Raw genomic sequence first — 24126 nt, forward strand, 5'->3', positions numbered from 1 at the left:
GAGCAACATGACGGAATCCAGCAGCGATCCCAAGGACGCATCGCCGTCCGTCATCGCTCAGCACGAGGCCATGCTGAACGGATTGCCGTTTTCCGATACACGGGATTTCGACGACGCCGCGCGTGGCTTCCTCGGCACGATCGAGAACGCGGCGATCACGAACCCGCAAGGGCGCACGGTCTGGAGCCTCGAACCTTACGGCTTCCTCGCAGCCGAACAGGCGCCAGCAACGGTCAATCCGAGCCTGTGGCGGCAGGCGCGGCTCAACATGCGGCACGGCCTGTTCGAGGTCGTGCCCGGCGTCTACCAGGTGCGCGGGCTCGACATCGCCAACATGACATTGATCGAGGGCGATAGCGGCGTCATCGTCGTGGATGCGCTGACCTCGATCGAGGGGGCGCGCGCCGCGCTCGATCTCTACTTCAAGCATCGCGGGTCGCGGCCGGTCGCGGCGGTCGTCTTCACCCACACCCACACCGACCATTGGGGCGGCGCGCGCGGCGTGCTGGGGGAGGATGCGCTCGCCACCGGCAGCGTGCCGATCATCGCGCCGAACCTGTTCATGGAGCACGCCGTCTCCGAGAACATCATCGCAGGACCGGCGATGCTGCGCCGGGCGCAATACCAGTTCGGACCGCTGCTCGCCAAGGGGGCGCGGGGCCAGGTCGATTGCGGGCTCGGCAAGTCGATGGCGGCAGGTTCGGTCGCGTTGCTGCGTCCCACGGACCTGATCATGGCGACCGGCGATATTCGCGTCATCGACGGCGTCGCGTTCGAATTCCAGATGGCACCGAACAGCGAGGCGCCGGCGGAGATGCACTTCTTCATCCCGCGCTACAAGGTTCTGAACCTCGCCGAGAACTGCACCCACAATTTCCACAATCTGTTGCCGTTCCGCGGCGCCGACGCGCGCGACGCGCTGGCCTGGTCCAAATATCTCGGCGAGGCCTTGCAGCTCTGGGACGGCAAGGCGGAAGCGATGTGCGGGCAGCACCATTGGCCGGTGTGGGGACGCGAACGCATCGGCACGATGATCCGGCAGCAGCGCGACCTCTACAAGTTCGCGCATGACCAGACCATCCGCCTGATGAACCACGGCCTCAACGCCGCCGAAATTGCCGAGACGATCCGGCTGCCGAAGAGCCTGGAGGCTGCCTGGCACGGCCGCGGCTATTACGGCCACATCCGCCACAACGTGAAGGCGATCTACCAGAAGTACCTCGGCTGGTACGACGCCAATCCGGTCAATCTCGATCCGCTGCCGCCGGTGGAGTCCGGGAAGAAGTATGTCGCGTATATGGGCGGTGCCGACGCCATCCTCGCGCGGGCGGCTGCGGACTTCGAGAAGGGTGAATTCCGCTTCGTCGCGCAGGTGCTCGGCCATCTCGTCTTCGCCGAGCCCGACAATGCGGCGGCTCGCAATCTGCTCGCCGACACGCTGGAGCAGCTCGGCTACGCCGCCGAGAGCGCGACCTGGCGCAACGCCTATCTGTTCGGCGCGCAGGAATTGCGCCAGGGCATGCCGAAGGTGCCGGCGCGTCCGCCGATGCCGCGCGAGACGCTGGCCGCGCTGCGCACCGCGCAGCTCTGGGACGTGCTCGGCATCCGCCTCAACGGCCCGAAGGCGGAAGGCAAGCACATTGTGCTGAACTGGCGCTTTTCCGATACCGGCGAGAGCTTCGTGCTCAATCTGGAGAATTGCGCGCTGACCTATGCCGAGGGCGTGCAGGCGGAGAATGCGGACGCCGGCTTCACGCTGGCACGCGCAACGCTCGACGAGGTGATCGCCAAGCTGACCAGCTTTCCGGAAGCCGTTGCGGCCGGCAAGGTCGAGCTGTCGGGCAATCCGATGAAGCTCGCCGAGCTGATGGGCCTGATGGACGAGTTTCCAAGGATGTTCGAGATCGTCGAGCCGAAGCGGGCGCGGGTGGGGTAGGGCTCGCTCGCGATGACGAGTGGATAGAGTGGAACTTCAAATGCGCAGGTCATAGCCGGATGAGTCCGGCCATGACGTTTGTGGCGCAAGTTTCCCTACTCCGCGCTGCTCACCAGCTTGATCCGCGGCGCCTTGGCCTCGGTCAGGCTGCGATAGGCGGCGAGATAGTCCAGGGCCATGCGCCGGGCGGTGAAGCGCGTCTCGAACTGCTTGCGGATCGCGCTGCGGTCGAGTTGCGCAAGCCGGTTCACAACGCCCGCGGCGCTGATGACATCCTCGACGATGAAGCCGGTGAGGCCCTCGTCGATGATCTCCGGCACCGAGCCGCGGTTGAAGGCGACGACGGGCGTTCCGCACGCCATGGCCTCGATCATGACGAGGCCGAACGGCTCCGGCCAGTCGATCGGCAGCAGGAGGCCGAGCGCGCCGCTCAGGAAATCCGATTTCTCGTGATCGCTGATCTCGCCGATAAACTCGATCAGGGGATTGTTCTCGATCATCGGCCGGATCAGCTCGTCGTAATAATCCTGGTCGGCACGGTCGACCTTGGCCGCGATCTTGAGCGGAATGCCGCAATGGGTCGCGATCTTGATGGCGCGGTCGACACCCTTCTCGGGCGCGATGCGGCCGAGCACGGCGAGGTATTCCTGTTTCGCCGGCTTCGGCGTCAGCAGAGTCTCCGGCAGGCCGTGGTGGATCGTCGTCACCCAGTTCGCCTGCGGCACCGGCCGCCGCTGCGCGTTGGAGATCGAGATGACCGGCATCCGGGAGAAGGTGTTGAAGACCGGCTGATGCTCAGGCAGGTCGAGCCGGCCGTGCAGCGTGGTCACGAACGGGGTCGGCTGGCGGTGGAACAACGACCACGGATAATAGTCGAGGTGGAAGTGGAGGAAGTCGAACTCCTCGTCGTCACATTTCTGCCGCACCCGCTCCAGCAGCACCATGTGCAGCGCATTGGGATCGCGCACGGAACCGTCGAGCCGAAGCGCCCGCGGCCATAATGCATCGAGCTTCGCAGATGTCTGCGAGTCGCCGCTGGCGAAAAGCGTCACGTCATGCCCCAGCGCCACCAGCTCTTCCGTCAACCAATGCACCACCCGCTCGGTGCCGCCATACAGCTTGGGTGGAACAGCCTCCGTCAACGGAGCTACCTGCGCGATGCGCATCTCACCATCTCCTCTGCGATCATGAATGTTGAAACCCCCACCTTACGGCACCGGCAATGCCAGACGAGGGAACGTTCCCGCACCTGCGAAGTTCCTTCTCCCAAACGTTACATCTTCGACACGTCGGAGGATCGTCGCGATGCTGCCACCACATCTTCGCAGATCGTCCGCATCCGCATGTCGTGATGGAATTGCCCGGGAACCGGGGCGAAGCGGTCGATGTTCACTCGACCAGTAACGAAACGAAAATCAGCATAACGGGGCGACAGCCATATGGATCAGCTTTCTGGATACGCGCGCAGGCCATTTGCCTTTGTCTTGCGCTATCTCCGGCGTCGTCTCGCCTCGCATCTGGTGATCCTGGCCGCGGTCGTGGGGGCCGTTGCCTGCTCCGTAGGCACCCAGTACGGCGTCAAAGCTCTGGTCGACGCCTTGTCTGCCGGGCCTTCATATGGCGGCGGCGTATGGCTGGCATTCATTCTGCTCATGTCGCTGATTGCCGCCGACAACTTCCTGTGGCGGATCGCGAGCTGGACCGCGAGCTTCACCTTCGTCCGGGTCACGGGCGATTTACGGCGTGACATCTTTCGTCATCTGACCGGTCACGCGCCGAGCTACTTCTCGGACCGGATGCCCGGCATGCTGACGAGCCGCATCACGGCGACCTCGAACGCAGTGTTCACCGTCGAGAACATGTTCGTCTGGAATGTGTTGCCGCCGTGCATTGCCACAATTGCGGCAATCATGCTGATTGGAACCGTCAGTCCCTATATGGCGCTCGGCTTGATCGCGATCGCCGGCGGCATGGTGGTTGCGATGTTTCGTCTGGCCGCGGCCGGCAAGCCGCTGCATGACGATTTCGCCGACAAGGCGGCATTGGTCGACGGCGAGATGATCGACGTCATCAGCAACATGCCGCTGGTGCGCGCCTTCTGCGGTATCAGCCATGAGCATGAGCGGTTCGACGCGACGGTGAACCAGGAGCTGACCGCGCGAAGCCGCAGCCTGCGTTATCTGGAGAAGCTGCGGCTATTGCATGCCGTCATCACCGTGCTCTTGACGATTGCGCTGATGGCCTGGGCGATCTCGCTGTGGCAGAAGGGCCAAGCGACGACCGGCGACGTCGTGCTGGTCTGTACGCTCGGCATCTCCATCCTGAGTGCCACGCGCGATCTCGCGGTGGCGCTGGTCGACGTCACCCAGCACGTCGCACGTCTGACGGAGGCGATCGCCACGTTGCTGGTGCCGCACGAGCTCCGCGACCACCCCGAGGCCGAGCCGCTGGTGAAGAGCGGCGCGGCCATCGCGTTCAACAACGTCACTTTCGGCTATCCCGGCAGCGACAAGATCTTCGAGCGCTTCAGCCTGCGCCTGCAGCCCGGCCAGCGCGTCGGGCTGGTCGGCCAGTCCGGCGGCGGCAAGTCGACGCTGTTCACGCTGCTGCAGCGTTTCTACGACGTCGACGAGGGCAGTATCACCATCGACGGCCAGGACATCTCCAAGGTGACGCAGCTGAGCCTGCGCGAGGCAATCTCGGTCGTGCCGCAGGACATCTCGCTGTTTCATCGGTCGATCCGCGAGAACATCCGCTATGGCCGGCCGAACGCGACCGACGACGAGGTGCTGCGCGCGGCGATCGCGGCGCGCTGCGACTTCGTCGAAAGCCTGCCCGAGGGCCTCGACACCATGGTGGGCGACCGCGGCGTCAAGATGTCGGGCGGCCAGCGCCAGCGCATCGCCATTGCGCGCGCCTTTCTGAAGGATGCGCCGATCCTGCTGCTCGACGAGGCGACCGCAGCGCTCGACAGCGAATCCGAGGAGGCGATCCGCGAGGCGCTGTCGCGGCTGATGCGCGGCCGCACCGTGATCGCGATCGCGCATCGCCTTGCGACGCTGCGCAATTTCGACCGGGTGGTGGTGTTGAGGAATGGTAAGATCATCGAGGACGGCTCGCCCGAGCGCCTGATGCAGGGCCATGGGCCGTATCGTGAGCTGGTCACGCAGGAAATGAGCCGGCTCGCGCAAGCCGCCGCGTAAACCAACAGTCGCGTTGTCGAGTCGGTTGCGTTTCGAATCAGCGCAGGGGAGCAGCTCATGTCGGCCGAAGCCGTAACCAAGGTCTTTTCCGTGACGCGGACCCCGGAGCAGGTCGCGGAACAACCCTTCTACATTCCGATGACCGGGCCCTCGGCCCGGCCGCGGCGCTCGCTCAAGCACGACGACACGTTCATCGTGCTCGACAGCCACGGCGACATCGGCGCATCCGCCGGCGGGCCGGACGGGCTGTTCCATCACGACACGCGCTACCTCGCGCGGCTCGAGCTCGTGCTCGACGATCTCCAGCCGCTGCTGCTCGGGTCGAATCTGCGCGACGACAATTCGGCCTTGACCGTCGACCTCACGAATCCGGACATCTACCGCCAGGGCAACCTCGTTCTGCAAAAGGACCTGCTGCACGTCGTCCGCACCATCTTCCTGTGGCGGGGCACCGCCTACCAGCGCATCGGCGTGCAGAACCACGGCGACCGGCGCACCAGCTTCAACCTGACGCTGCTGTTCGGCAACGACTTCGCCGATTTGTTCGAGGTCCGCGGCGAGCGGCGACCGCGCCGCGGGGTCGGAACCAGCCGGCTGCTCGGGCCGACCGATGTCCTGTTCGAATATCGCGGTCTCGACGACATCGAGCGGACCACCGGGCTGCATTTCGACCCGCGCCCGACGCGGCTCTCGGTCGATGCCGCGACCTGGGAGCTCGAGCTGGAGCCGCACCAGACCAAATCGCTGTTCGTCGCCGTGTCCTGCAATCGGCCGGTGACGGAAAAGCCGGCGCGGTTCTTCGCGGGACTGCTGGCGCACCGCCGCGAGATGCGAAATCAGACCGCCGGCGCCGCCAGCATCGAGACCTCCAACAACATCTTCAACGAGGTGCTGTGCCAGGCCATGGCCGACCTCAACATGCTGATGACCGAGACGCCCCAGGGCCGTTATCCCTATGCCGGCATTCCCTGGTACTCGACCACGTTCGGGCGTGACGGCCTCATCACCGCGCTGCAGATGCTCTGGGTCGATCCGCGCATTGCCAAGGGCGTGCTGCGCCGGCTCGCGCATTTCCAGGCCAAGGCGGTCAATCCGCTCGCCGACGCCGCGCCCGGCAAGATTCTGCACGAGATGCGCGGCGGCGAGATGGCCGCGCTCGGAGAGGTGCCGTTCGCGCATTATTACGGCAGCGTCGATTCGACCGCTCTGTTCGTGCTGCTCGCAGGCAGCTATTTCGAGCGCACCGGCGACGAGGCCACGTTGATCGAGCTGTGGCCCGCAATCGAGGCGGGGCTGGCCTGGATCGACGGTCCCGGCGATCCTGATCAGGACGGCTTCGTCGAATACCAGCGCGCGACCGAGAAGGGGCTGGCGAACCAGGGCTGGAAGGATTCCTATGATGCGATCTTCCATGCCGACGGCCAGCTTGCCGAGGGCAATATCGCGCTCGCGGAGGTGCAGGGCTACGTCTTTGCCGCCAAGCAGCTCGCCGCGCGTTGCGCGCTGCGGCTCGGCAAGCCGGACCGCGTGCGCAAGCTCGAGGCCGAAGCCAGGGCGCTCGCCGAACGCTTCGAGCAGGCATTCTGGTGCGAGGAGCTCGGCACCTATGCGCTCGCGCTCGACGGCGAGAAGCGGCCCTGCAAGGTCAGGACCTCGAATGCCGGGCAGGTCCTGTTCAGCGGCATGGTTCGCGAAGACCGCGCCCGTCTCGTCGCCGCCGACCTGATGGGGCCGCATTTCTTTTCGGGGTGGGGCATCCGCACCGTCGCGCAAGGAGAGGTGCGTTACAACCCGATGTCCTATCATGACGGATCGATCTGGCCGCACGACAACGCGCTGATCGCGCTGGGGCTGGCGCGCTACGGCCTCAAGCATTCGGTGGCACACGTCTTCAAGGGACTGTTCGACGCCGCGACCTACATGGACCTGCGCCGGCTGCCCGAATTGTTCTGCGGCTTCCGGCGCGAGAAGCGGCGCGGGCCGACGCTGTATCCCGTCGCCTGCGCGCCGCAGGCCTGGGCCAGCGCGACGCCGTTCACGCTGCTGGAGGCGGCGCTCGGCCTCGAGTTCGACGTCGCGCGCGGCGAGATTCGCCTGCGCAATCCGCATCTGCCAGCGTTCCTCAACGAGGTGATCCTGCACGATCTGCGCCTCGGCGATTCCAGCGTGGACTTGCGCGTCAGTCGTCACGGCGACGACGTGGCGCTGGAAGTGCTGCGCACGCGCGGTCAGATTCAGGTCTCGATCGTGCTGGCGCGCTAGCGGCGCGAGGAGGAGTTCATGCGCGCCACCGGATGGTTGATCCTGAGCGTGGCGATCGTCGCGGGCTTGACGGTCGCCGTATCGCACGCGGCCGAGGAGCCGCCGGCAGCGCCATCTGCGCCTCCGAGCGAAGCAAACGCACCGGCAACAGCGCAACCGCCGGCTTCCACCGTGCCCGTCACGCCCAAGGACGCCGCGCCGCCGCCATCGGTGACCATCATCGGCGCGAGCGAGGCCCACGGCGTGCTCGGCCGCGACGTCCGCAGCGCCGCCGGCGAGGACATGGGCCGCATCGTCGACGTCATCGTCGATCGCACCGGCCATGTCCGCGCAGCGGCGATCGATTTCGGCGGCTTCCTCGGCGTCGGCAGCCGCAAGATCGTGGTGGACTGGAACGCGCTCCGCTTCGGCAAGATCGCCAACAAGAAGGACAGCATCATCCTGGAATTGACCAAGGCCCAGGTCGCGGCCGCACCGGAATACAAGGAGGACACGCCGATCGTCGTGCTCGGCGCGTCCGGCAGCCTTCAGCCGCTGCGAGCGGTTCAGTGAGGTGCAGGGAGGGCTGACCGCCCGTGCTGTCGTCGAGGAAGCGGAACCATGAGAATCGCGGCGGCGTCGTCGAGCAGGACAACGTCGCGGTGCCGGCGGCTGCGGGCATTCCGGCGCCGTCGCGCGAGAGCCTGCGCGGCCTCGACTGGTTCATCTTCTTCCTCGCCGACGTGCAGACCGGATTCGGCCCCTTCATCGCGGTCTATCTGACGACGCAGAAATGGACACAGGTCGAGATCGGTCTCGTGCTCTCGATCGGTGGCATCGTCGCCCTGATCGGCCAGATGCCGGGCGGCGCGATCATCGATGCCGCGAAATCGGAGCGCCTCGTCGCCGCCCTCGCGATCGCGACCATCGGCGCCTGTGCGCTCGCCTATGCCGCGATGCCGATCTTCGCGGTCGTGGTGACCGCCGCTACGCTCCATGCGATGGCGAGCTGCGTGCTCGGGCCCGCGATCGCCGCGATCAGCCTCGGTCTCGTCGGCCCGCTCGCGATCGGCGAGCGCCTCGGTCGCAATGCGCGCTTTGCTTCGCTCGGCAGCGGCATCGCGGCAGCCGTGATGGGCACCGTCGGCTATTTGCTGTCGAGCCGGGCGGTCTTCCTCGTCACCTTCCTGCTCGTCATTCCGACCCTCATCGCGCTTTCGCGCATCCGCGAGGAGGAGGTCGACATCAGGCGCTGTCACGGCGAGATGCCGCCTGAAGCCGCCGATCGCGGCGACACCAATATCTGGCACCTGATCCGGCAGCGCCCGCTGATCGTCTTCGCGGTCAGCGTGCTGCTGCTGCAGCTGGCGAACGCCGCGATGATGCCGCTGATCGCGAGCGCCGTGACGGCGCGGTCCGCCCAGTGGGCGACAGTGCTCGTCGCCTTTTGCATCGTGGTTCCGCAAACCATCGTGGCGCTGCTGTCGCCGACGGTCGGGCGCAAGGCGCAAGCTTGGGGGCGTCGGCCCCTGCTGCTGATCGGATTCGGCGCACTGGCGATTCGCGGGCTGTTGTTTGCGACCGTGCGCGACCCGTATCTGCTGGTAGCGGTGCAGGTGTTCGACGGCATCACCGCGGCGGTGTTCGCGGTGATGATCCCGCTGATCGTCGCCGACGTCGCCTTCGGCAGCGGGCATTTCAACCTGGCGCAGGGGATCGTCGGCACCGCAACGGGCATTGGCGCGTCGCTGAGCACCGTGCTCGGCGGCTATGTCAGCGACAAGTTCGGCAATGCCACCGCGTTCATCGGGCTCTCCGGCGTTGCTGCAGCGGGACTCCTGTTGATCCTGTTTGTGATGCCGGAGACGCGGCGCGCGAATCTGGCCGCCACAAAAGAAAAGGCCGGCTGAACCAGTTCAGCCGGCCAAAGTGGTTGGGGAGGTAGGTAAGGATCAGGCGTCGAGATTGTGCAGGCGCTGGCGGTTGCGCAGCACGATCTGGCGGGCGCCGGAGAAGCCGAGAATGCCCTGAGCATGAAGCTGCGACAGCGCGCGCGACACGGTCTCCAGCGTGAGGCCGAGATAGTCGCCGATGTCGCGGCGGCACATCGGCAGCGCCATCATGCCGGCAACGGCGAGGCGGCGGTCCATTTCGAGCAGGAAAGTCGCAACGCGCTCCATGGCGGTCTTGCGGCCCAGCAGCAGCATGTGATCCTCGGCATGACGCAACTCGCCGGCGGTCATGGCCCAGAGCTTGCGGGCGACCTGCACGTCGGTGCCGGCGGCCTTCTCGAGGCTCGCGCGCTTCACGAGGCGAACGGTGGTGTCGATGATGGCTTCAGCGGCGAGGCGGTGCGTGGGACCGGATTCCAGGCCGAACACGTCGCCGGGAAGATGGAAGGCGCCGATCTGGCGGCGGCCGTCGGAGAGAAGCTTGTAGCTGCGCACCGCGCCGGTGACGACCTGGTAGACATATTCGGACGCCTCGTCCTCGCCATAGATCTCCTCGTCCTTGCCGTAGGAGAACTCGGTGGCGACCAGACCGACATGGCCCGCGATGGCGCCGAACTGGTCGGTAACGGGGTGGGCAGGAGCAATCTTGCCACCGATTTGGGTGTTGATCGCCTGGGTGTTGAGCGTCTGGGTCAGCATCTGCGCCATCTCCGTTGTGATGACGCTTTCCTACGCGGTATCGGGTGCCTCGAAAATTTCGCGAGATATCTTAAGGTGGTTGCCTTACGTAGAATCCCGTAGGTCAGGCGCAGGGGCGGTCCTCGATCGCGTGGCGGATGCATCTGACGAGGTTTTCGTCCAGAAGCGGCTTCAAAACCACGTCCTTGATGCCCGCCGTCGCAGCGCGGGCCGAGATGTTCTCGTCGGGATAGCCGGTGATCAGGATCACGGGCGCGTCGCGGTGGCATTGGCGCAGGCGACCGGTCAGGTCGATGCCGTTGATGTCAGGCATCTTGTAGTCGATGACGTAGCAGTCCGGTCCGGGCGCGGCGCCGAGATTGAGCAGCGCCGTGCCGCTCCTGAAGGTCCGCACGGCAAAGCCGTCGGTCTCCAGCAGGAAGCGCAGGGATCCGAGGACTGCGGCATCATCGTCGACCACAAAGACGGTGGGTTGTGGGCAGGACGATGGCCGCGCACGATATGGGCTGACCTCAACCATGCTGTCTGGTTAGCACGGCGCCGTGAAGCCGCCTTGACCTGCCTCAATCGTTGAGCATGCCGGCGCGCATCGCGAGACGAACCAGTTCAGAAAGGCTGCTCGCCTGCATCTTGGTCATGACGTTGGCCCGGTAGACCTCGATGGTCCGTGGGCTGATGTCGTATTCGCGGGCGATCAGCTTGTTGGAGAGGCCTGCGACCAGCCCCTCCATGACCTGGCGCTCCCGCGGACTCAAGGACGCGACGCGGGCGGCGATGTCGTGCGCGACGGCCTCGTTCTTGGCGGCAGGCTCGGCCTGGCGGAGCGCCAAATCGATCATGGCGGTGAGCCGGTCGTCATCGAACGGCTTCTCCAGGAAATCGACGGCCCCGAGCTTCATCGCCTCGACCGCCAGCGGCACGTCGCCGTGACCGGTCATGATCAAGATCGGGAACGGGCTTTGCTGCGCCTTCATTCGCTTCAAGAGCTCGATTCCGTCGAGGCCGGGCATGCGCACGTCGGAGACGACGCAGCCGAAACCGAGGCCGGGCAGGGCTTCGAGGAAGGCGAGCGCGTCGTCGAACAAAGTGACGGCGAAGCCGGCGGAATCCAGCAGGAAGTTCAGCGAGTCCCGCATCGCCGCGTCGTCGTCGATGACGTAGACATTTCCCTTGGTCGTCATGATCAGCTCTCGTCGGTTGCCGGCAGGGTGAAGCGGAACGTCGCTCCGCCCGCAGCGTTGCTCTCGGCCCACATGCGGCCGCCATGGGCCTCGATGATCGAGCGGCTGATGGAGAGTCCCACGCCCATGCCGGTGTCTTTGGTGGTGAAGAAGGTCTGGAACAGGTTCGGAATGACGTCTTCCCGGAAGCCGATTCCGGTGTCGGAGACTTCCACCTCGATCATGCCGTCGGCGACACGGGTGTTGGCGACGACCAGCTCGCGCCGCCGCGACTGCGCCATCGCCTCGAGCGCGTTGCGGAACAGGTTGACCAGCACCTGCTGAATCTGCACCCGGTCGGCGAGCACGAGGTCGGCGTCAGGATCGAGGCTGAAGCGGAGCTGCACGTTCTGCTCGCGCGCGCCGGCAAGCCCGAGCGCGCCGGCCTCCTCGATCAGCTTGGACAGGCTCTCGACCCGCTTCTCGGACTCGCCGCGGGAGACGAAGTCGCGCAACCGGCGGATGATCTGGCCGGCACGCAAGGCCTGCTCCGCCGCCCGGTCCAGCGCGCTTTCGACCTTCGGCATATTGGGATCGGTGCTGCCGGCGAGGAGACGCCGCGATCCCTTCATGTAGTTGCTGATCGCCGCCAGCGGCTGGTTGAGCTCGTGGGCGAGCGCGGAAGCCATCTCGCCCATCGCGGTCAGCCGCGACACGTGTACGAGCTCGGCCTGCAGTTCCTGGAGCCGCGCCTGGGTCTGCTGGTGCTCGGTGAGGTCGCGCACGAAGCCGGTGAAATAGGGCTCGCCCGCGCGTTGCGTCTTCCCGACGGACAGGTGCATCGGGAACGTCGTGCTGTCGCGGCGCTTGCCCGTCACGATCCGGCCGATGCCGATGATATGCGGTTCATTGGTCCTGAGATAGCGCGCGAGATAGTTGTCGTGACGCGACTGATCGGGCTCCGGCATGAGGATGCTCACGTTGCGGCCGATCGCTTCCTGCTTGCTGTATCCGAACAGCCGCTCCGCCGCGCTGCTGAAGAGCTGCATGATGCCGCTTGAATCGATGACGATCATGGCATCGGGCACGGTTTCGAGAATCGAGCGAAGATGATTCTCCTGGGAGCGCAGGGCCTCCTCGAGCTGCTTCTCTTCGTTGATGTCGAGGAATATCCCGCTGAGATGACGCGGCGTGCCCGCATCGTCCCGGATCACGCCGGCCCTGGCCCGGATCCATTGACCGTTCCCGGACGCGCCGCCGATCTTGAAGGACAGGTCGAGGCCCCCGCCGCCTTCCGAGGCGCGTCCGATCGCCTCCAGGAGGTGGTCCCGATCGCCCGGCTCCAGGAGCGAAAGAAAGAGATCGAAGCTGACGGCCTGGTGCGGCTGCAGGCCGAACAGCCGCGTGGCCGTGTCCGACCAGTCGAGCTCGCGCGTCTGCAGGTCGAGGTCCCAGGTGCCGACCCCGAATCCCTCGATACGGACCCGGAAATGCTCGCCCCGACCATCGTCTGCCGGATGGGTCACGCGGGTCGGCGCCAAGCTCTGCTCCTGTTCTCGGCGGGTCGGCAGGATGCCTTTACCGCTCCGGCAATGTCGCCCAAGGCTTGGCCGGAGGCAAGCGCGGACGTTGAATCCACTGGCGGATTCCACGTTGCGGGGAGAGCGGGCGGCCAGAGGCGCCAGATTTGATCTATCTCAGCCTGTTACGCGGCAGCAGGGTTAGGATTCGAAAAATTCCGTGATGCTGGAGATATCCGATGACATACGCGACCGTCATGGTCAGCCTGGCGCTCGAACAGCCCAACGAAGCGCGTCTTCAGGTCGCAGGCGAGCTCGCCGAACGATTCGAGGCGGCCATCATCGGGGTCGCCGCAGCGCAGTTCGCCCCGCCGCTCTATTTCGCCGACGGCGCAGAGGCGCAAGCGCTGATCGACGAGGGCGAAGCTTCGATCAAGCGACGGCTGGCCGGCCTCGAAGCGCAATTCCGCGCGGCCGTGAAGAATCGCGGCGGGCATGCGGAGTGGCGCAGCGCGATGGATTATCCGGCCCGCTTCGTCACGGCGCAGGCGCGTTGCGCCGACATCGTCGTCAGCGGCGGGCAGAGCCCGGCCTTCTCCGATGCTTTCGCGCTGGCGAGCCCCAAGGACCTGGTGATGCAGGCCGGCCGCCCGCTGCTCGTCGTTCCCGACCGGGCGAGCTGGCTCGACGTGCGCAGCGTGCTGGTGGCGTGGAAGGACACGCCGGAAGCGCGGCGGGCGGTGGCGGCCGCGCTGCCGATGCTGCGCAAGGCGAAGGACGTCACCATCGTCGAAATCCCGGAGCGGGGCGACGACCGGTCGGCCGCAATGGCCGGTGTCAGCGACGTCGCCGCCTGGCTCGGCCGTCACGGCGTCACCGCGACGGCGCGGGTCCTGGAGGCCGCAGGCAACGAAACCCCTGCCGCGCGGTTGGAGAAGGTCGCGGCCGACGTCGGCGCGGGCCTCGTCGTCGCGGGTGCCTACGGTCATTCGAGATTTCGCGAACTGATCCTCGGAGGCGTTACCCAATATCTGGTGACGCAAACCGCGCGCAGCGTGCTGCTGGCGCACTGACCACCGGCCGGCCGGTTTGAGGAATCGAGGAGGGACGCGCCGTGTATCAGTTTCTTGAACAGACCGTCGACGGCTACATGACGCGCAACGTCAAGACGGTGCAGCGCGGCTTCGACCTGTTCCAGCTCAGCGAGATGTTCGAGACCGACGATTTCAATTCCTATCCGGTCGAAGACGACGGGCAGGTGGTCGGCATCGTCACCAAGTTCGACATCCTGAAGTGCTTCGCGTTCACGCCGAGCCAGATGTTGCCGCGCTACGACGACCTGATGAGCCGCAAGATCGGCGACGTCATGACGCCCGAGTTCATCTATGTCAGTCCCGACACGCGGCTGACGCGCGTGCTCCAGATCATGGTCGAGCATCGCATCAGGAGCATCATCGTGCTCGACGGCACGCAGAAGCTGGTCGGCATCATCGCGCGTGAAGACGTCATCGCAGCGCTCAAGGCGACGGCGCGGGAGTGACGTCCGGATCGTTCGGTTCCAACCTCCGTGGTTTCACGGAGGTGTCTGCGTGCGATGGCCCTGCGCGCCGACCTCAGCTGGCGGCACATCGCTCACATTAACAGAAATCCATCCATCTTGATTTCAATCAATTCCCCGCGAGGGGGGATGTGGTTTCTGGCAGCGTGTTCTTTCAGAGAGAATCCGCATGAGCCAGCCCTCCATCTCAAAATCCATGACCATCGGTGAAAGCGGCTTGGCTGTCGTATTCGCAGTCACCGCTTTCCTGTGCGTGATCGCCTCGGCCAAGGCGCTCGATGCGCCCTTCGCATTCCACGCCGCGCTCAGCGCGGCGGCGAGCGTGGCTGCGGTGTTCTTCATCGTCAACCGCTACTTCGAGCGGCCGGCGGCGTTGCCGCCGCAGGAAATCAACGGCCGGCCGAACTACAACATGGGGCCGATCAAGTTCGCCTCCTTCATGGCGATGTTCTGGGGCATTGCCGGATTCCTCGTCGGCCTCATCATCGCCTCGCAGCTGGCCTGGCCCGCGCTGAATTTCGATCTGCCCTGGATCAGCTTCGGCCGGCTGCGGCCGCTGCACACCTCCGCCGTGATCTTCGCCTTCGGCGGCAACGTGTTGATCGCGACCTCCTTCTACGTGGTGCAGAAGTCCTGCCGCGCGCGCCTTGCCGGCGACCTTGCGCCGTGGTTCGTCGTGCTCGGCTACAACTTCTTCATCCTGATCGCCGGCACCGGCTATCTGCTCGGCGTCACGCAGGGCAAGGAATACGCCGAGCCCGAATGGTACTCGGACCTCTGGCTGACCATCGTCTGGGTGGTCTATCTGCTGGTCTTCCTCGTCACCGTCATCAAGCGCAAGGAACCGCACATCTTCGTCGCGAACTGGTTCTATCTCGCTTTCATCGTGACGATCGCGGTGCTGCATCTCGGCAACAATCCCGCGCTGCCCGTCTCCGTGTTCGGCTCCAAGTCCTACGTCGCCTGGGGCGGCATCCAGGACGCCATGTTCCAATGGTGGTACGGCCACAACGCGGTCGGCTTCTTCCTGACCGCCGGCTTCCTCGCCATCATGTACTACTTCATCCCGAAGCGCGCCGACCGGCCGATCTATTCCTACCGGCTGTCGATCATCCACTTCTGGGCCCTGATCTTCCTCTACATCTGGGCCGGCCCGCATCATCTGCACTACACGGCGCTGCCGGACTGGACGCAGACGCTCGGCATGACCTTCTCCATCATGCTGTGGATGCCGTCCTGGGGCGGCATGATCAACGGCCTGATGACGCTGTCGGGTGCCTGGGACAAGCTGCGCACAGACCCCGTGCTGCGCATGCTGGTCGTCTCCGTCGCCTTCTACGGCATGTCGACCTTCGAGGGCCCGATGATGTCGATCAAGGTGGTCAACTCGCTCAGCCACTACACCGACTGGACCATCGGCCACGTGCATTCCGGCGCGCTCGGCTGGGTCGGCTTCGTCTCCTTCGGCGCGCTCTACTGCCTGGTGCCGTGGGCCTGGAATCGCAAGGGTCTCTACAGCCTCAAGCTCGTCAATTGGCACTTCTGGATCGCCACCCTCGGCATCGTCCTCTACATCTCGGCGATGTGGGTGTCCGGCATCCTGCAAGGCCTGATGTGGCGCGCCTACACCTCGCTCGGCTTCCTCGAATATTCCTTCATCGAGACCGTCGAGGCGATGCATCCCTTCTACATCATCCGCGCCGCAGGCGGCGGCCTGTTCCTGATCGGCTCGCTGATCATGGCCTACAATCTCTGGATGACGGTTCGCGTCGGCGAGCAAGAAGTCCAGCTGCCCGTCGCTCTTCAGCCGGCGGAATGAGGAGCTCAAGCAATGTCGTTCTGGACACGTCACCAAATCTTCGAAAAGAACTCGATCATCCTGATCGTCGGCATCCTGCTGGTGATCGCGGTCGGTGGTCTCGTCGAGATCACCCCGCTGTTCTACCTCAAGAGCACGATCGAGAAGGTCGACGGGGTCAGGCCCTACACGCCGCTCGAGCTCGCCGGACGCAACGTCTACGTCCGCGAGGGTTGCTATCTCTGCCACTCGCAGATGGTCCGGCCCCTGCGCGACGAGGTCGAGCGCTACGGCCACTTCTCGCTCGCCGCCGAGAGCATGTACGACCACCCGTTCCAGTGGGGCTCCAAGCGCACCGGCCCGGATCTCGCCCGCGTCGGCGCCAAATATTCCGACGACTGGCACGTCACTCATCTGACCAACCCGCGCGCGATCGTGCCGCAGTCGGTGATGCCCGGCTATCCGTTCCTCAGCAAGAGCGAGGTCGACCCGGATGCGATCGCCGGCGACATGCGCGCGCTGAGGACCGTCGGGGTGCCCTATAGCGACGAGCAACTCGCCAATGCCGCCGCCGACCTGAAGGCCCAGGCCGATCCGGACAATGCCGGCACCGACGCCTTCACCAAGCGCTACGCCAAGGCCGTCGTGCGCAATTTCGACGGCAAGACCGGCACGCCGACCGAGATGGACGCGCTGGTCGCGTACCTGCAGATGCTCGGCACGCTGGTCGACTTCAAGATCTACAACGAGAAAGCCAATCTTCGCTGAGAAGGCATGAACGATGAAAGCCATCCTGACCGTCCATAATCTTGCGTCCGATCTCGTGACGACGATCTGGACACCGGTGTTCGTCGCGATCTTTCTCGCGATCATCGCCTACGCATTTTGGCCCCGTAACAAGGCTGCGTTCGACAAGGCAGCGCACCTGCCCTTGCGGGAGGAGTGAGAAAACATGACCGATCATTCTAGCGACATCGATTCCGTCTCCGGCAAGTCCACGACCGGACACGAGTGGGACGGCATCAAGGAGCTCAACACGCCGCTGCCGCGGTGGTGGGTGATCACCTTCTACCTCACCATCCTCTGGTCGATCGGCTATTGGGTCGTCTATCCGGCCTGGCCGCTGATCCAAAGCAACACAGCCGGCGTGTTCGGCTATTCCTCGCGCGCCGACGTCGCGGTCGAGCTCGCCAACCTCGAAAAGATCCGGGGTGGCAAGATGGCGGCGCTGGGCACGGCCTCGCTCGCCGACATCGAGAAGGATCCGGCGCTGCTGGCGCTCGCCCGCGCCAAGGGCAAGACCGTGTTCGGCGACAATTGCGCGCCGTGCCACGGCACGGGTGCGACGGGGTCCAAGGGCTATCCCAACCTGAACGACGACGAATGGTTGTGGGGCGGCTCGCTCGACCAGATCATGCAGACCATCCAGTTCGGCGTGCGGTCGGGCCATGCCAAGACCCATGAGGGCCAGATGCTCGCCTTCGGCAAGGACGGCGTGCTGAAGTCGGACGAGATCGTCACGGTCGCCAATTACGTGCGGTCGCTGGCGGGCCTGTCCACCCGCAACGGCTACGACGCCGCCAAGGGCCAGAAGATCTTCGCGGAGAACTGCGCCGCCTGCCATGGCGACGCCGGCAAGGGCAACCAGGAGATGGGCGCACCGAACCTGACCGACAAGATCTGGCTCTACGGCTCCGACGAGGCGAGCCTGGTCGAGACCATCAGCCAGGGCCGCGCCGGCGTGATGCCGGCCTGGGAAGGCCGGCTCGATCCTTCCACCATCAAGGCGATGGCGGTCTACGTCCACTCGCTGGGCGGCGGCAAATAGGCCGATCCGCGACCGACGACTTCCGGCGGGGGCGAAGAAAAGCGCCCCCGTTTGCGTTGGATCAACCCGCGCGGCGGTGCCGGGTCTAGGTTCGATCGCACCTTTTGAAGAAGCTCGAGGCGATGAACAAGACCGTCAATCCGAACGAACTGAAGCCGGCGGACGACGTCGGGCCGCTCTATGCGGCCCGCAAGAAGGTCTATCCCCAGAGCGTCTCGGGCACGTTCCGCCGGATCAAATGGGGGCTGATGGCGGTCTGCCTCGGCGTCTATTACTTCCTGCCCTTCGTGCGCTGGAATCGCGGTCTCGGCGCGCCGAGCCAGGCGGTGCTGATCGATCTTCCCAGCAGCCGCTTCTATTTCTTCTTCATCGAGCTGTGGCCGCAGGAGGTGTATTACTTCACGGGCCTGTTGATCGTCGCCGCGGTGGCGCTGTTCCTGATGAACTCCGTCGGCGGCCGGATCTGGTGCGGCTATCTCTGTCCGCAGACGGTGTGGACCGACCTGTTCTACGCGGTCGAGCGCCTGATCGAGGGCGACCGGCGCGAGCGCATGAAGAAGGATGCGTCGACCGATCCGATGAAGCTCGAGCGCATCTCCGAGATCGTGCTCAAGCATTCGATCTGGCTCTTGATCGCCTGGTGGACCGGCGGCGCCTGGGTGCTCTACTTCAACGACGCGCCGACCCTGGTGAAGGAGCTCGTCACCTTCCAGGGGCCGATGATCGCCTATATCTGGATCGGCATTCTCACCGCGACGACCTATGTGCTCGCCGGCTACATGCGCGAGCAGGTCTGCACCTATATGTGCCCGTGGCCGCGCATCCAGGCCGCGCTCACCGACGAATGGGCGCTCAACGTCACCTATCGCTACGACCGCGGCGAGAAGCGCACCTCGGTGAAGAAGGCCGCCGAGCTGCGCGCCCTCGGCCAGCAGGTCGGCGATTGCGTCGATTGCTACCAGTGCGTGGCGGTCTGCCCCACCGGCATCGACATCCGCAACGGACCGCAGATGGAATGCATCCAGTGCGGGCTGTGCATCGACGCCTGCGACAACGTGATGACCAAGATCGGCCGGCCGAAGCGGCTGATCGGCTACGACAACGACATCAACATCCACCGCCGCCAGGAAGGCAAGGCGCCGATCTACCGGATCGTCCGGCCCCGCACCGTGGTCTACGGTGTCATCATCGCGGCCGTCGGCGGTTTCATGATCTATACGCTGGCGACGCGCAGCCTGCTCGACGTCAACGTGCTGCACGACCGCAACCCTGTCGCAGTCAAGCTCAGCGACGGCTCGATCCGCAACGCCTATACGGTGCGACTCCTGAACAAGAGCGGCTACGACCGCGCCATCGCCATCGACGTCGAGGGGCCGGTCAATCCCACGATGCATGTGGTCGGCGTCGATTCGGTGACGCCTGATAGGCCCATCATCGTGATCCCGCGCGACTCCACCAGCGAGCTGCGGCTGCTCGTCACGGCGCCGGCCGACAACAATCCGGAGAAGTCGATCCCGGTCCGCTTCCACGTCATGGATATCGGTCTCGGCGTTGCCGCGAGCGCCACCGACAATTTCGTCGCGCCGTAAGTCCAGGAGACCATCATGTCATCCAAGCCGCTGACCGGAACCAAAGTCTTCCTGATGCTGGTCGCTTTCTTCGGCCTCGTGATCGGCGTCAACGCGACGATGATGAAGCTCGCGATCGCAACGCTCCCCGGCACCGATGTCGACAGCCCCTATGCCGCGGGCCTCGTCTACGATCGCGAGATCTCGGCGGCGCAGGACCAGGCGGCGCGCAAATGGAAGGTCGACGCCCATATCGAGCGTCGCAACGACGGCGGCGCCGCGGTCCAGGTCGAAGCCCGCGATGCCGGCGGCCAGCCGATCTCCGGGCTGAAGTTCGGCGGCCGGCTGGAGCGGCCGACCGACAAGCGCGCCGACCTCGCCGTCGAGCTCACCGAAGCCGGCATCGGTCTCTACCGCGGCAACGCGGCGTCCGTCGCGCCGGGACAATGGGACCTGGTGATCGAGGGCGAGGCGCGAGGAACGCGCGTGTTCATGTCGCGCAATCGCGTGATCCTGAACTGAAGGACATCGTCATGCAGGTCACGCGCGATTTCTCTCATTACGTCCGCGAAGCCGGCGAGGGCCTCCGGCACATCGATCTCGCCGTCGAGGGCGTTCACTGCGCCGGTTGCATGGCCAAGATCGAGCGCGGGCTCTCGGCCATTCCCGACGTCACGCTGGCGCGCGTCAACCTCACCGACCGCCGCGTCGCGCTGGAATGGAAGGCGGGCACGCTCGATCCCGGCCGCTTCATCGATCGGCTCGAGGAGCTCGGCTACAAGGCCTATCCGTTCGAGACCGAGAGCGCGGAGGTCGCCGAGGTCGCCGAATCCCGCTTCCTGCTGCGCTGCCTCGGCGTCGCCGCCTTCGCCACCATGAACGTGATGATGCTGTCGATCCCGGTGTGGTCGGGCAACGTCTCGGACATGCTGCCCGAGCAGCGCGACTTCTTCCACTGGCTGTCGGCGCTGATCGCGTTGCCGGCGGCGGCCTATGCCGGCCAGCCGTTCTTCCGCTCGGCCTGGCGCGCGCTGTCGGCCAAGACCACCAACATGGACGTGCCGATCTCGATCGGCGTGATCCTGGCGCTCGGCATGTCCGTGGTCGAGACCATCCATCACGCCGAGCATGCCTATTTCGACGCTGCGATCATGCTGCTGACCTTCCTCCTGGTCGGCCGCTTCCTCGACCAGAACATGCGGCGGCGGACCCGCGCGGTCGCCGGCAATCTCGCCGCGCTGAAGGCGGAGACGGCGGCGAAGTTCATAGGTCCCGACGAGATCTCGCAGGTGCCGGTGGCCGCGATCCATCCCGGCGACATCGTGCTGCTCAGGCCCGGCGAGCGCTGCGCCGTCGACGGCACCGTGATCGAGGGGCGTTCGGAGATCGACCAGAGCCTGATCACCGGCGAGACCCTCTATGTCACCGCCGAGCAGGGCACGCCGGTCTATGCGGGATCGATGAACATCTCCGGCAGCTTGCGGGTGCGGGTCTCGGCCGCCTCCGAGGCGACGCTGCTCGCCGAGATCACGCGGCTGCTCGACAACGCGCTCCAGGCGCGCTCGCGCTACATGCGCCTCGCCGACCGGGCCTCGCGGCTCTACGCGCCGGTGGTGCACGCGACCGCGTTGCTGACAATTCTCGGCTGGGTGATCGCGGGTGCCTCCTGGCACGATGCGATCGTGACCGGCGTCGCCGTGCTGATCATCACCTGTCCCTGCGCGCTCGGGCTCGCGATCCCGACCGTGCAGACGGTCGCCTCCGGTGCGATGTTCAAAGCGGGTGTGCTGCTCAATGCGGGCGATGCCATCGAGCGGCTGGCCGAAGCCGACCATGTTATCTTCGACAAGACCGGTACGCTGACGCTGCCCGAGCTCGAAGTCATGAATGCCGCCGACATCCCCGCCGATATCTTCGAGCTCGCCGGCCGGCTCGCGCTGTCGAGCCATCATCCGGTGGCCGCCGCCGTCGCTCAGGCTGCCGGTGCGAAATCTCCGATCGTCGGTGCGGTGGAGGAGGCCGGGCAGGGCGTCCGCGCGACCGTCGACGGCGTCGAGCTTCGCCTCGGTCGTCCCTCCTTCTGCGGTGCCGAGGCGCTGGTCGGCGTCGCCGCGCTCGATCCCGAGGCCTCCATCGTGGCTTTCAGCAAGGGTACCGCAAAGTTCATCCTTTCCGTCCGCCAGGGCCTGCGTCCGGATGCCAAGGCGGTGATCGCGGCGCTGAAGGCGCGCAACATCGGTATCGAGATCCTCTCCGGCGATCGCGAGCCGGCGGTGAAGGCCGCGGCGGAGGCGCTCGACATCCCCGAATGGCGCGCCGGCGTCACCCCGGCCGACAAGATCGCGCGGATCGAAGAACTGAAACGGCGCGGCGCGAAGGTGCTGATGGTCGGCGACGGCATGAACGACGCGCCCTCGCTCGCGGCGGCCCATGTCTCGATGTCGCCGATCTCGGCCGCGCATCTCAGCCAGGCCACCGCCGATCTCGTCTTCCTCGGCCGGCCGCTGGCCCCCGTCGTCGCCGCCATCGACGCTGCGCGCAAGGCGCTGCATCTGATGCGGCAGAACCTCTGGCTTGCGATCGGCTACAACGTGCTGGCAGTGCCGGTTGCGATCAGCGGCGTCGTGACGCCCCTGATTGCGGCTGCCGCCATGAGCGGATCGTCGATCCTGGTGATGCTGAACTCGCTGCGCGCCCGCAGCGGCTCGCGGGAGATCGTGTGATGGAGATCCTGGTCATCCTGGTCCCGCTGGCCCTGATGCTCGGAGGTGCCGGTCTCGTCGCTTTCCTGTGGTCGCTCAGGAGCGGCCAGTACGACGATCTCGACGGGGCCGCCTGGCGCGCGATCGCCGACGACGAGCCGCCGCAGGAAGCGCCGGCGAAACGCTAGCGTTTCAGGGCGAATGTAAGCAGGGCTGCGGCCGCCAGCGCCGCGCCCACGCCGAATACGCAGGCCTCCCAGCCGAAGCTGTCGAACAGGCGACCGAGCACAGCCGTACCGACCAGCCCGCCGGCGAAGTAACACGCAAGATAGGTCCCGCTGGCGATGCCGCGGTTGTCGGCAGCAGCCTGTCCGACGAAACCCGTCGCGGCGGCCTGTGCGAAGAACGTGCCGACCCCGACCAGGACCATGCCGGCGAGCACCTCGCCGAGATGCGGCGCCAGCATCAGGGGCAAACCGAGCCCGGCAACAGCGAGCGCGCCCCAGATCGTGGGCCGCGTTCCCAGCCGCGCGGCCACCCTGCCGGCCAGAAGCGTTGTGACGATCGACGGCAGGAAGACGAAATAGACGAGACCGAGGTCCATCATGCCGAGCGACAGCGGCGGCCGCACCAGCACGAAATTGACGTAGGTGAAGGTTCCGATGAAGGCGAACAGGATGCAGAAGCCGATGCCGAAAGCGGCGCGCAGCTGCGGATTGCGCCAATGCGCGAGGGTGGCGGACCAAGGCGATGCCGCCGGCGTCATTGCATGCATCGGCCGCACGCGGCCCACCGTGAAATAGACCAGCGCCGCGCCGGCAAGATTGAGCGCCGCGAAGACATAGAAGTTCCAGGCGAGGCCGAGGCCATCGGCCAATGCGGCCGAGATCAGCCGGCCGACGAGGTTGCTCGCGACATTGCCGGTGATGTAGGCGGCAAACGCGCCGCCGGCGTCCATGGCGCTGCATTGCTCGCCGAGATAGGCGAGGGTGAGCGCGAAGGCGGACGCCATGCACAGGCCCTGGGCGACCCGCAGCGCGGTGAAGACGGCAAGATTGGGCGCGACAGCCAGCAGGCTGGTGGGGACCGCAAGCAGGGCCAGGCTGAGCAGGATGCCGGTTCGCCGGTCGATATGCGGGCTGAAGAAGCCGACGACGAGGCTGGCTGCGGCCATGCCGAAGGTGCTGGCGTTGACGGCAAAGCCCATCGCCGCGGGTGTGACGCCGTAGTGCCGCGTCAGCGAGGGCAGGATCGCCTGCGTCGCGAAGAGATCGACGACCGTCAGGAATGCGGTGAGGCCGATCACGAGCGAGCGAAACGCGAGGCCTGGCGAGTGTGCTTCCATCGTCATCGTGGCCGGGCTGCTCGATGCGGAAAGATCGGTCATGGCATGATGATCCTGTGAGGCATGCGGCGCCCGGCATGGGGTCCCGGGCGCCGCATTTCGTAACGGCCGCTGGGGCTGAAGAGCGCTCGTTACATGTGCTTGTCGTTGGGATCCTTGCGGACGTCGCCGACATAGAGAATGACGGTCTCCTTGCCGAGGTTCTTCCACCAGTGCGAGGTGCCGTGGACTTCGGGGCGGATGTCGCCGGCCTTGTGCACGATCGGATCGACGCAGTTGGAAGCGTATTCGACGATCTCGCCCTGCTGCACGAAGATCAGGGCGGGGCGATCGTCATGGCTGTGCCAGGGCACGATGCCGCCGGGCGCGATCGTCAGCTTGCGGAAGCGCAGCTCGCGCCCTTCGATACGGGCGGGCTGCTTGCCGAGATCGATCGCGCCGAGCGTCACGTCGGTGACGCCAACCGGCTTGTAGTCGACCATCGGCTGCGCGTTCGGCTTGGTCTTGCCGGCCGGACATTCGCCGGCGAAGACCGGCTGCACCGAGAGACTGAGAGCGCCGAAAAGGGCAAGTCCGGGCCAGATGCTATGCGAAAATTTGCAGGTCATGGGCATGG

Annotated in this window: 22 protein-coding genes; 15 read left to right on the top strand and 7 right to left on the bottom strand. The window is 65.7% G+C overall.

Annotated elements, in window-relative coordinates:
* The first annotated feature begins 7 nt into the window (after nucleotides 1-7).
* Nucleotides 8-1936, top strand: coding sequence for an alkyl/aryl-sulfatase (locus tag BDOA9_RS15015; RefSeq protein WP_025034765.1), 1929 nt, complete (start codon nucleotides 8-10; stop codon nucleotides 1934-1936).
* A gap of 95 nt (nucleotides 1937-2031) precedes the next feature.
* Here the strand turns inward: BDOA9_RS15015 and BDOA9_RS15020 are convergent, their stop codons facing one another.
* Nucleotides 2032-3102 (bottom strand): glycosyltransferase family 4 protein, encoded by a 1071-nt coding sequence (locus BDOA9_RS15020; protein WP_025034766.1) that lies wholly within the window; start codon nucleotides 3100-3102, stop codon nucleotides 2032-2034.
* A 273-nt stretch (nucleotides 3103-3375) separates the two neighbouring features.
* Here BDOA9_RS15020 and BDOA9_RS15025 point away from each other — a divergent pair, with 273 nt between their 5' ends.
* From BDOA9_RS15025 to BDOA9_RS15040, 4 genes are read left to right on the top strand one after another with little or no spacing between them, the layout of a single operon-like run.
* Nucleotides 3376-5139: an ABC transporter ATP-binding protein gene (locus BDOA9_RS15025; RefSeq protein ID WP_025034767.1), complete on the top strand. Its 1764-nt coding sequence runs from the start codon at nucleotides 3376-3378 to the stop codon at nucleotides 5137-5139.
* Between the two features lie 57 nt (nucleotides 5140-5196).
* Nucleotides 5197-7401: an amylo-alpha-1,6-glucosidase gene (locus BDOA9_RS15030; RefSeq protein WP_025034768.1), complete on the top strand. Its 2205-nt coding sequence runs from the start codon at nucleotides 5197-5199 to the stop codon at nucleotides 7399-7401.
* 18 nt (nucleotides 7402-7419) lie between these two features.
* On the top strand, nucleotides 7420-7953 hold the full coding sequence (locus BDOA9_RS15035; protein WP_025034769.1) for a PRC-barrel domain-containing protein: 534 nt from the start codon (nucleotides 7420-7422) through the stop codon (nucleotides 7951-7953).
* A gap of 23 nt (nucleotides 7954-7976) precedes the next feature.
* Nucleotides 7977-9290, top strand: a complete 1314-nt coding sequence (locus BDOA9_RS15040; RefSeq protein ID WP_025034770.1) for an MFS transporter — start codon at nucleotides 7977-7979, stop codon at nucleotides 9288-9290.
* 42 nt (nucleotides 9291-9332) lie between these two features.
* Here the strand turns inward: BDOA9_RS15040 and BDOA9_RS15045 are convergent, their stop codons facing one another.
* The 4 genes from BDOA9_RS15045 to fixL all read right to left on the bottom strand — a co-directional run bounded on the left by BDOA9_RS15045 (nucleotide 9333) and on the right by fixL (nucleotide 12732).
* Complete coding sequence (locus BDOA9_RS15045) at nucleotides 9333-10031, bottom strand: helix-turn-helix domain-containing protein (protein WP_025034771.1); 699 nt, start codon at nucleotides 10029-10031, stop codon at nucleotides 9333-9335.
* A 103-nt stretch (nucleotides 10032-10134) separates the two neighbouring features.
* Nucleotides 10135-10551, bottom strand: a complete 417-nt coding sequence (locus BDOA9_RS15050; protein WP_025034772.1) for a response regulator transcription factor — start codon at nucleotides 10549-10551, stop codon at nucleotides 10135-10137.
* 43 nt (nucleotides 10552-10594) lie between these two features.
* On the bottom strand, nucleotides 10595-11212 hold the full coding sequence (gene fixJ, locus BDOA9_RS15055; RefSeq protein WP_025034773.1) for a response regulator FixJ: 618 nt from the start codon (nucleotides 11210-11212) through the stop codon (nucleotides 10595-10597).
* A 2-nt stretch (nucleotides 11213-11214) separates the two neighbouring features.
* Nucleotides 11215-12732: a sensor protein FixL gene (fixL, locus tag BDOA9_RS15060; protein WP_025034774.1), complete on the bottom strand. Its 1518-nt coding sequence runs from the start codon at nucleotides 12730-12732 to the stop codon at nucleotides 11215-11217.
* Nucleotides 12733-12950: 218 nt separating this feature from the next.
* On the opposite strand from fixL, the gene BDOA9_RS15065 reads away from it, so the two are divergent.
* From BDOA9_RS15065 to ccoS, 10 genes are all read left to right on the top strand, one after another.
* Entirely contained in the window at nucleotides 12951-13784 is an 834-nt protein-coding gene (locus BDOA9_RS15065; RefSeq protein WP_025034775.1) for a universal stress protein, read from the top strand.
* A 41-nt stretch (nucleotides 13785-13825) separates the two neighbouring features.
* Entirely contained in the window at nucleotides 13826-14251 is a 426-nt protein-coding gene (locus BDOA9_RS15070) for a CBS domain-containing protein (protein ID WP_025034776.1), read from the top strand.
* Between the two features lie 187 nt (nucleotides 14252-14438).
* Nucleotides 14439-16088 (top strand): cytochrome-c oxidase, cbb3-type subunit I, encoded by a 1650-nt coding sequence (ccoN, locus tag BDOA9_RS15075; RefSeq protein ID WP_025034777.1) that lies wholly within the window; start codon nucleotides 14439-14441, stop codon nucleotides 16086-16088.
* 12 nt (nucleotides 16089-16100) lie between these two features.
* Nucleotides 16101-16835 carry a cytochrome-c oxidase, cbb3-type subunit II gene (gene ccoO, locus BDOA9_RS15080; protein WP_025034778.1) on the top strand — a complete coding sequence of 245 codons (735 nt, stop codon included), beginning with the start codon at nucleotides 16101-16103 and terminating at the stop codon, nucleotides 16833-16835.
* Between the two features lie 13 nt (nucleotides 16836-16848).
* The gene (locus tag BDOA9_RS15085; protein WP_025034779.1) at nucleotides 16849-17013 is read left to right on the top strand and encodes a cbb3-type cytochrome oxidase subunit 3; all 165 of its coding nucleotides are present in this window, start codon (nucleotides 16849-16851) and stop codon (nucleotides 17011-17013) included.
* Nucleotides 17014-17019: 6 nt separating this feature from the next.
* Nucleotides 17020-17895 carry a cytochrome-c oxidase, cbb3-type subunit III gene (ccoP, locus tag BDOA9_RS15090; RefSeq protein ID WP_025034780.1) on the top strand — a complete coding sequence of 292 codons (876 nt, stop codon included), beginning with the start codon at nucleotides 17020-17022 and terminating at the stop codon, nucleotides 17893-17895.
* A gap of 122 nt (nucleotides 17896-18017) precedes the next feature.
* Nucleotides 18018-19484 carry a cytochrome c oxidase accessory protein CcoG gene (ccoG, locus tag BDOA9_RS15095; protein ID WP_025034781.1) on the top strand — a complete coding sequence of 489 codons (1467 nt, stop codon included), beginning with the start codon at nucleotides 18018-18020 and terminating at the stop codon, nucleotides 19482-19484.
* 15 nt (nucleotides 19485-19499) lie between these two features.
* A complete protein-coding gene (locus BDOA9_RS15100) occupies nucleotides 19500-19985 on the top strand; it encodes a FixH family protein (protein WP_025034782.1) in 486 nt (161 codons plus the stop codon).
* 11 nt (nucleotides 19986-19996) lie between these two features.
* Complete coding sequence (locus BDOA9_RS15105; protein ID WP_025034783.1) at nucleotides 19997-22186, top strand: cation-translocating P-type ATPase; 2190 nt, start codon at nucleotides 19997-19999, stop codon at nucleotides 22184-22186.
* Nucleotides 22186-22353, top strand: a complete 168-nt coding sequence (ccoS, locus tag BDOA9_RS15110; protein WP_008550618.1) for a cbb3-type cytochrome oxidase assembly protein CcoS — start codon at nucleotides 22186-22188, stop codon at nucleotides 22351-22353. Before BDOA9_RS15105 ends, ccoS begins: the two co-directional genes overlap by 1 nt.
* Here the strand turns inward: ccoS and BDOA9_RS15115 are convergent.
* Both BDOA9_RS15115 and BDOA9_RS15120 read right to left on the bottom strand, forming a co-directional pair.
* Complete coding sequence (locus BDOA9_RS15115; protein ID WP_025034784.1) at nucleotides 22350-23552, bottom strand: MFS transporter; 1203 nt, start codon at nucleotides 23550-23552, stop codon at nucleotides 22350-22352. The two genes, ccoS and BDOA9_RS15115, sit on opposite strands and share 4 nt — an antisense overlap.
* A gap of 89 nt (nucleotides 23553-23641) precedes the next feature.
* Nucleotides 23642-24118: a cupin domain-containing protein gene (locus tag BDOA9_RS15120; protein WP_445291823.1), complete on the bottom strand. Its 477-nt coding sequence runs from the start codon at nucleotides 24116-24118 to the stop codon at nucleotides 23642-23644.
* Nucleotides 24119-24126: the final 8 nt, after the last annotated feature.

The organism is Bradyrhizobium sp. DOA9 (assembly GCF_000617845.2).
Classification (GTDB): domain Bacteria; phylum Pseudomonadota; class Alphaproteobacteria; order Rhizobiales; family Xanthobacteraceae; genus Bradyrhizobium.

Bases quoted from the DNA above. Each gene is read 5' to 3' on its own strand.
- BDOA9_RS15015 (WP_025034765.1), top strand. From the start codon at position 8: ATGACGGAATCCAGCAGCGATCCCAAGGACGCATCGCCGTCCGTCATC.
- BDOA9_RS15020 (WP_025034766.1), bottom strand. From the start codon at position 3,102: ATGCGCATCGCGCAGGTAGCTCCGTTGACGGAGGCTGTTCCACCCAAG.
- BDOA9_RS15025 (WP_025034767.1), top strand. From the start codon at position 3,376: ATGGATCAGCTTTCTGGATACGCGCGCAGGCCATTTGCCTTTGTCTTG.
- BDOA9_RS15030 (WP_025034768.1), top strand. From the start codon at position 5,197: ATGTCGGCCGAAGCCGTAACCAAGGTCTTTTCCGTGACGCGGACCCCG.
- BDOA9_RS15035 (WP_025034769.1), top strand. From the start codon at position 7,420: ATGCGCGCCACCGGATGGTTGATCCTGAGCGTGGCGATCGTCGCGGGC.
- BDOA9_RS15045 (WP_025034771.1), bottom strand. From the start codon at position 10,031: ATGCTGACCCAGACGCTCAACACCCAGGCGATCAACACCCAAATCGGT.
- BDOA9_RS15050 (WP_025034772.1), bottom strand. From the start codon at position 10,551: ATGGTTGAGGTCAGCCCATATCGTGCGCGGCCATCGTCCTGCCCACAA.
- fixJ (WP_025034773.1), bottom strand. From the start codon at position 11,212: ATGACGACCAAGGGAAATGTCTACGTCATCGACGACGACGCGGCGATG.
- BDOA9_RS15065 (WP_025034775.1), top strand. From the start codon at position 12,951: ATGACATACGCGACCGTCATGGTCAGCCTGGCGCTCGAACAGCCCAAC.
- ccoN (WP_025034777.1), top strand. From the start codon at position 14,439: ATGAGCCAGCCCTCCATCTCAAAATCCATGACCATCGGTGAAAGCGGC.
- ccoO (WP_025034778.1), top strand. From the start codon at position 16,101: ATGTCGTTCTGGACACGTCACCAAATCTTCGAAAAGAACTCGATCATC.
- BDOA9_RS15085 (WP_025034779.1), top strand. From the start codon at position 16,849: ATGAAAGCCATCCTGACCGTCCATAATCTTGCGTCCGATCTCGTGACG.
- ccoP (WP_025034780.1), top strand. From the start codon at position 17,020: ATGACCGATCATTCTAGCGACATCGATTCCGTCTCCGGCAAGTCCACG.
- ccoG (WP_025034781.1), top strand. From the start codon at position 18,018: ATGAACAAGACCGTCAATCCGAACGAACTGAAGCCGGCGGACGACGTC.
- BDOA9_RS15100 (WP_025034782.1), top strand. From the start codon at position 19,500: ATGTCATCCAAGCCGCTGACCGGAACCAAAGTCTTCCTGATGCTGGTC.
- BDOA9_RS15105 (WP_025034783.1), top strand. From the start codon at position 19,997: ATGCAGGTCACGCGCGATTTCTCTCATTACGTCCGCGAAGCCGGCGAG.
- ccoS (WP_008550618.1), top strand. From the start codon at position 22,186: ATGGAGATCCTGGTCATCCTGGTCCCGCTGGCCCTGATGCTCGGAGGT.
- BDOA9_RS15115 (WP_025034784.1), bottom strand. From the start codon at position 23,552: ATGACCGATCTTTCCGCATCGAGCAGCCCGGCCACGATGACGATGGAA.
- BDOA9_RS15120 (WP_445291823.1), bottom strand. From the start codon at position 24,118: ATGACCTGCAAATTTTCGCATAGCATCTGGCCCGGACTTGCCCTTTTC.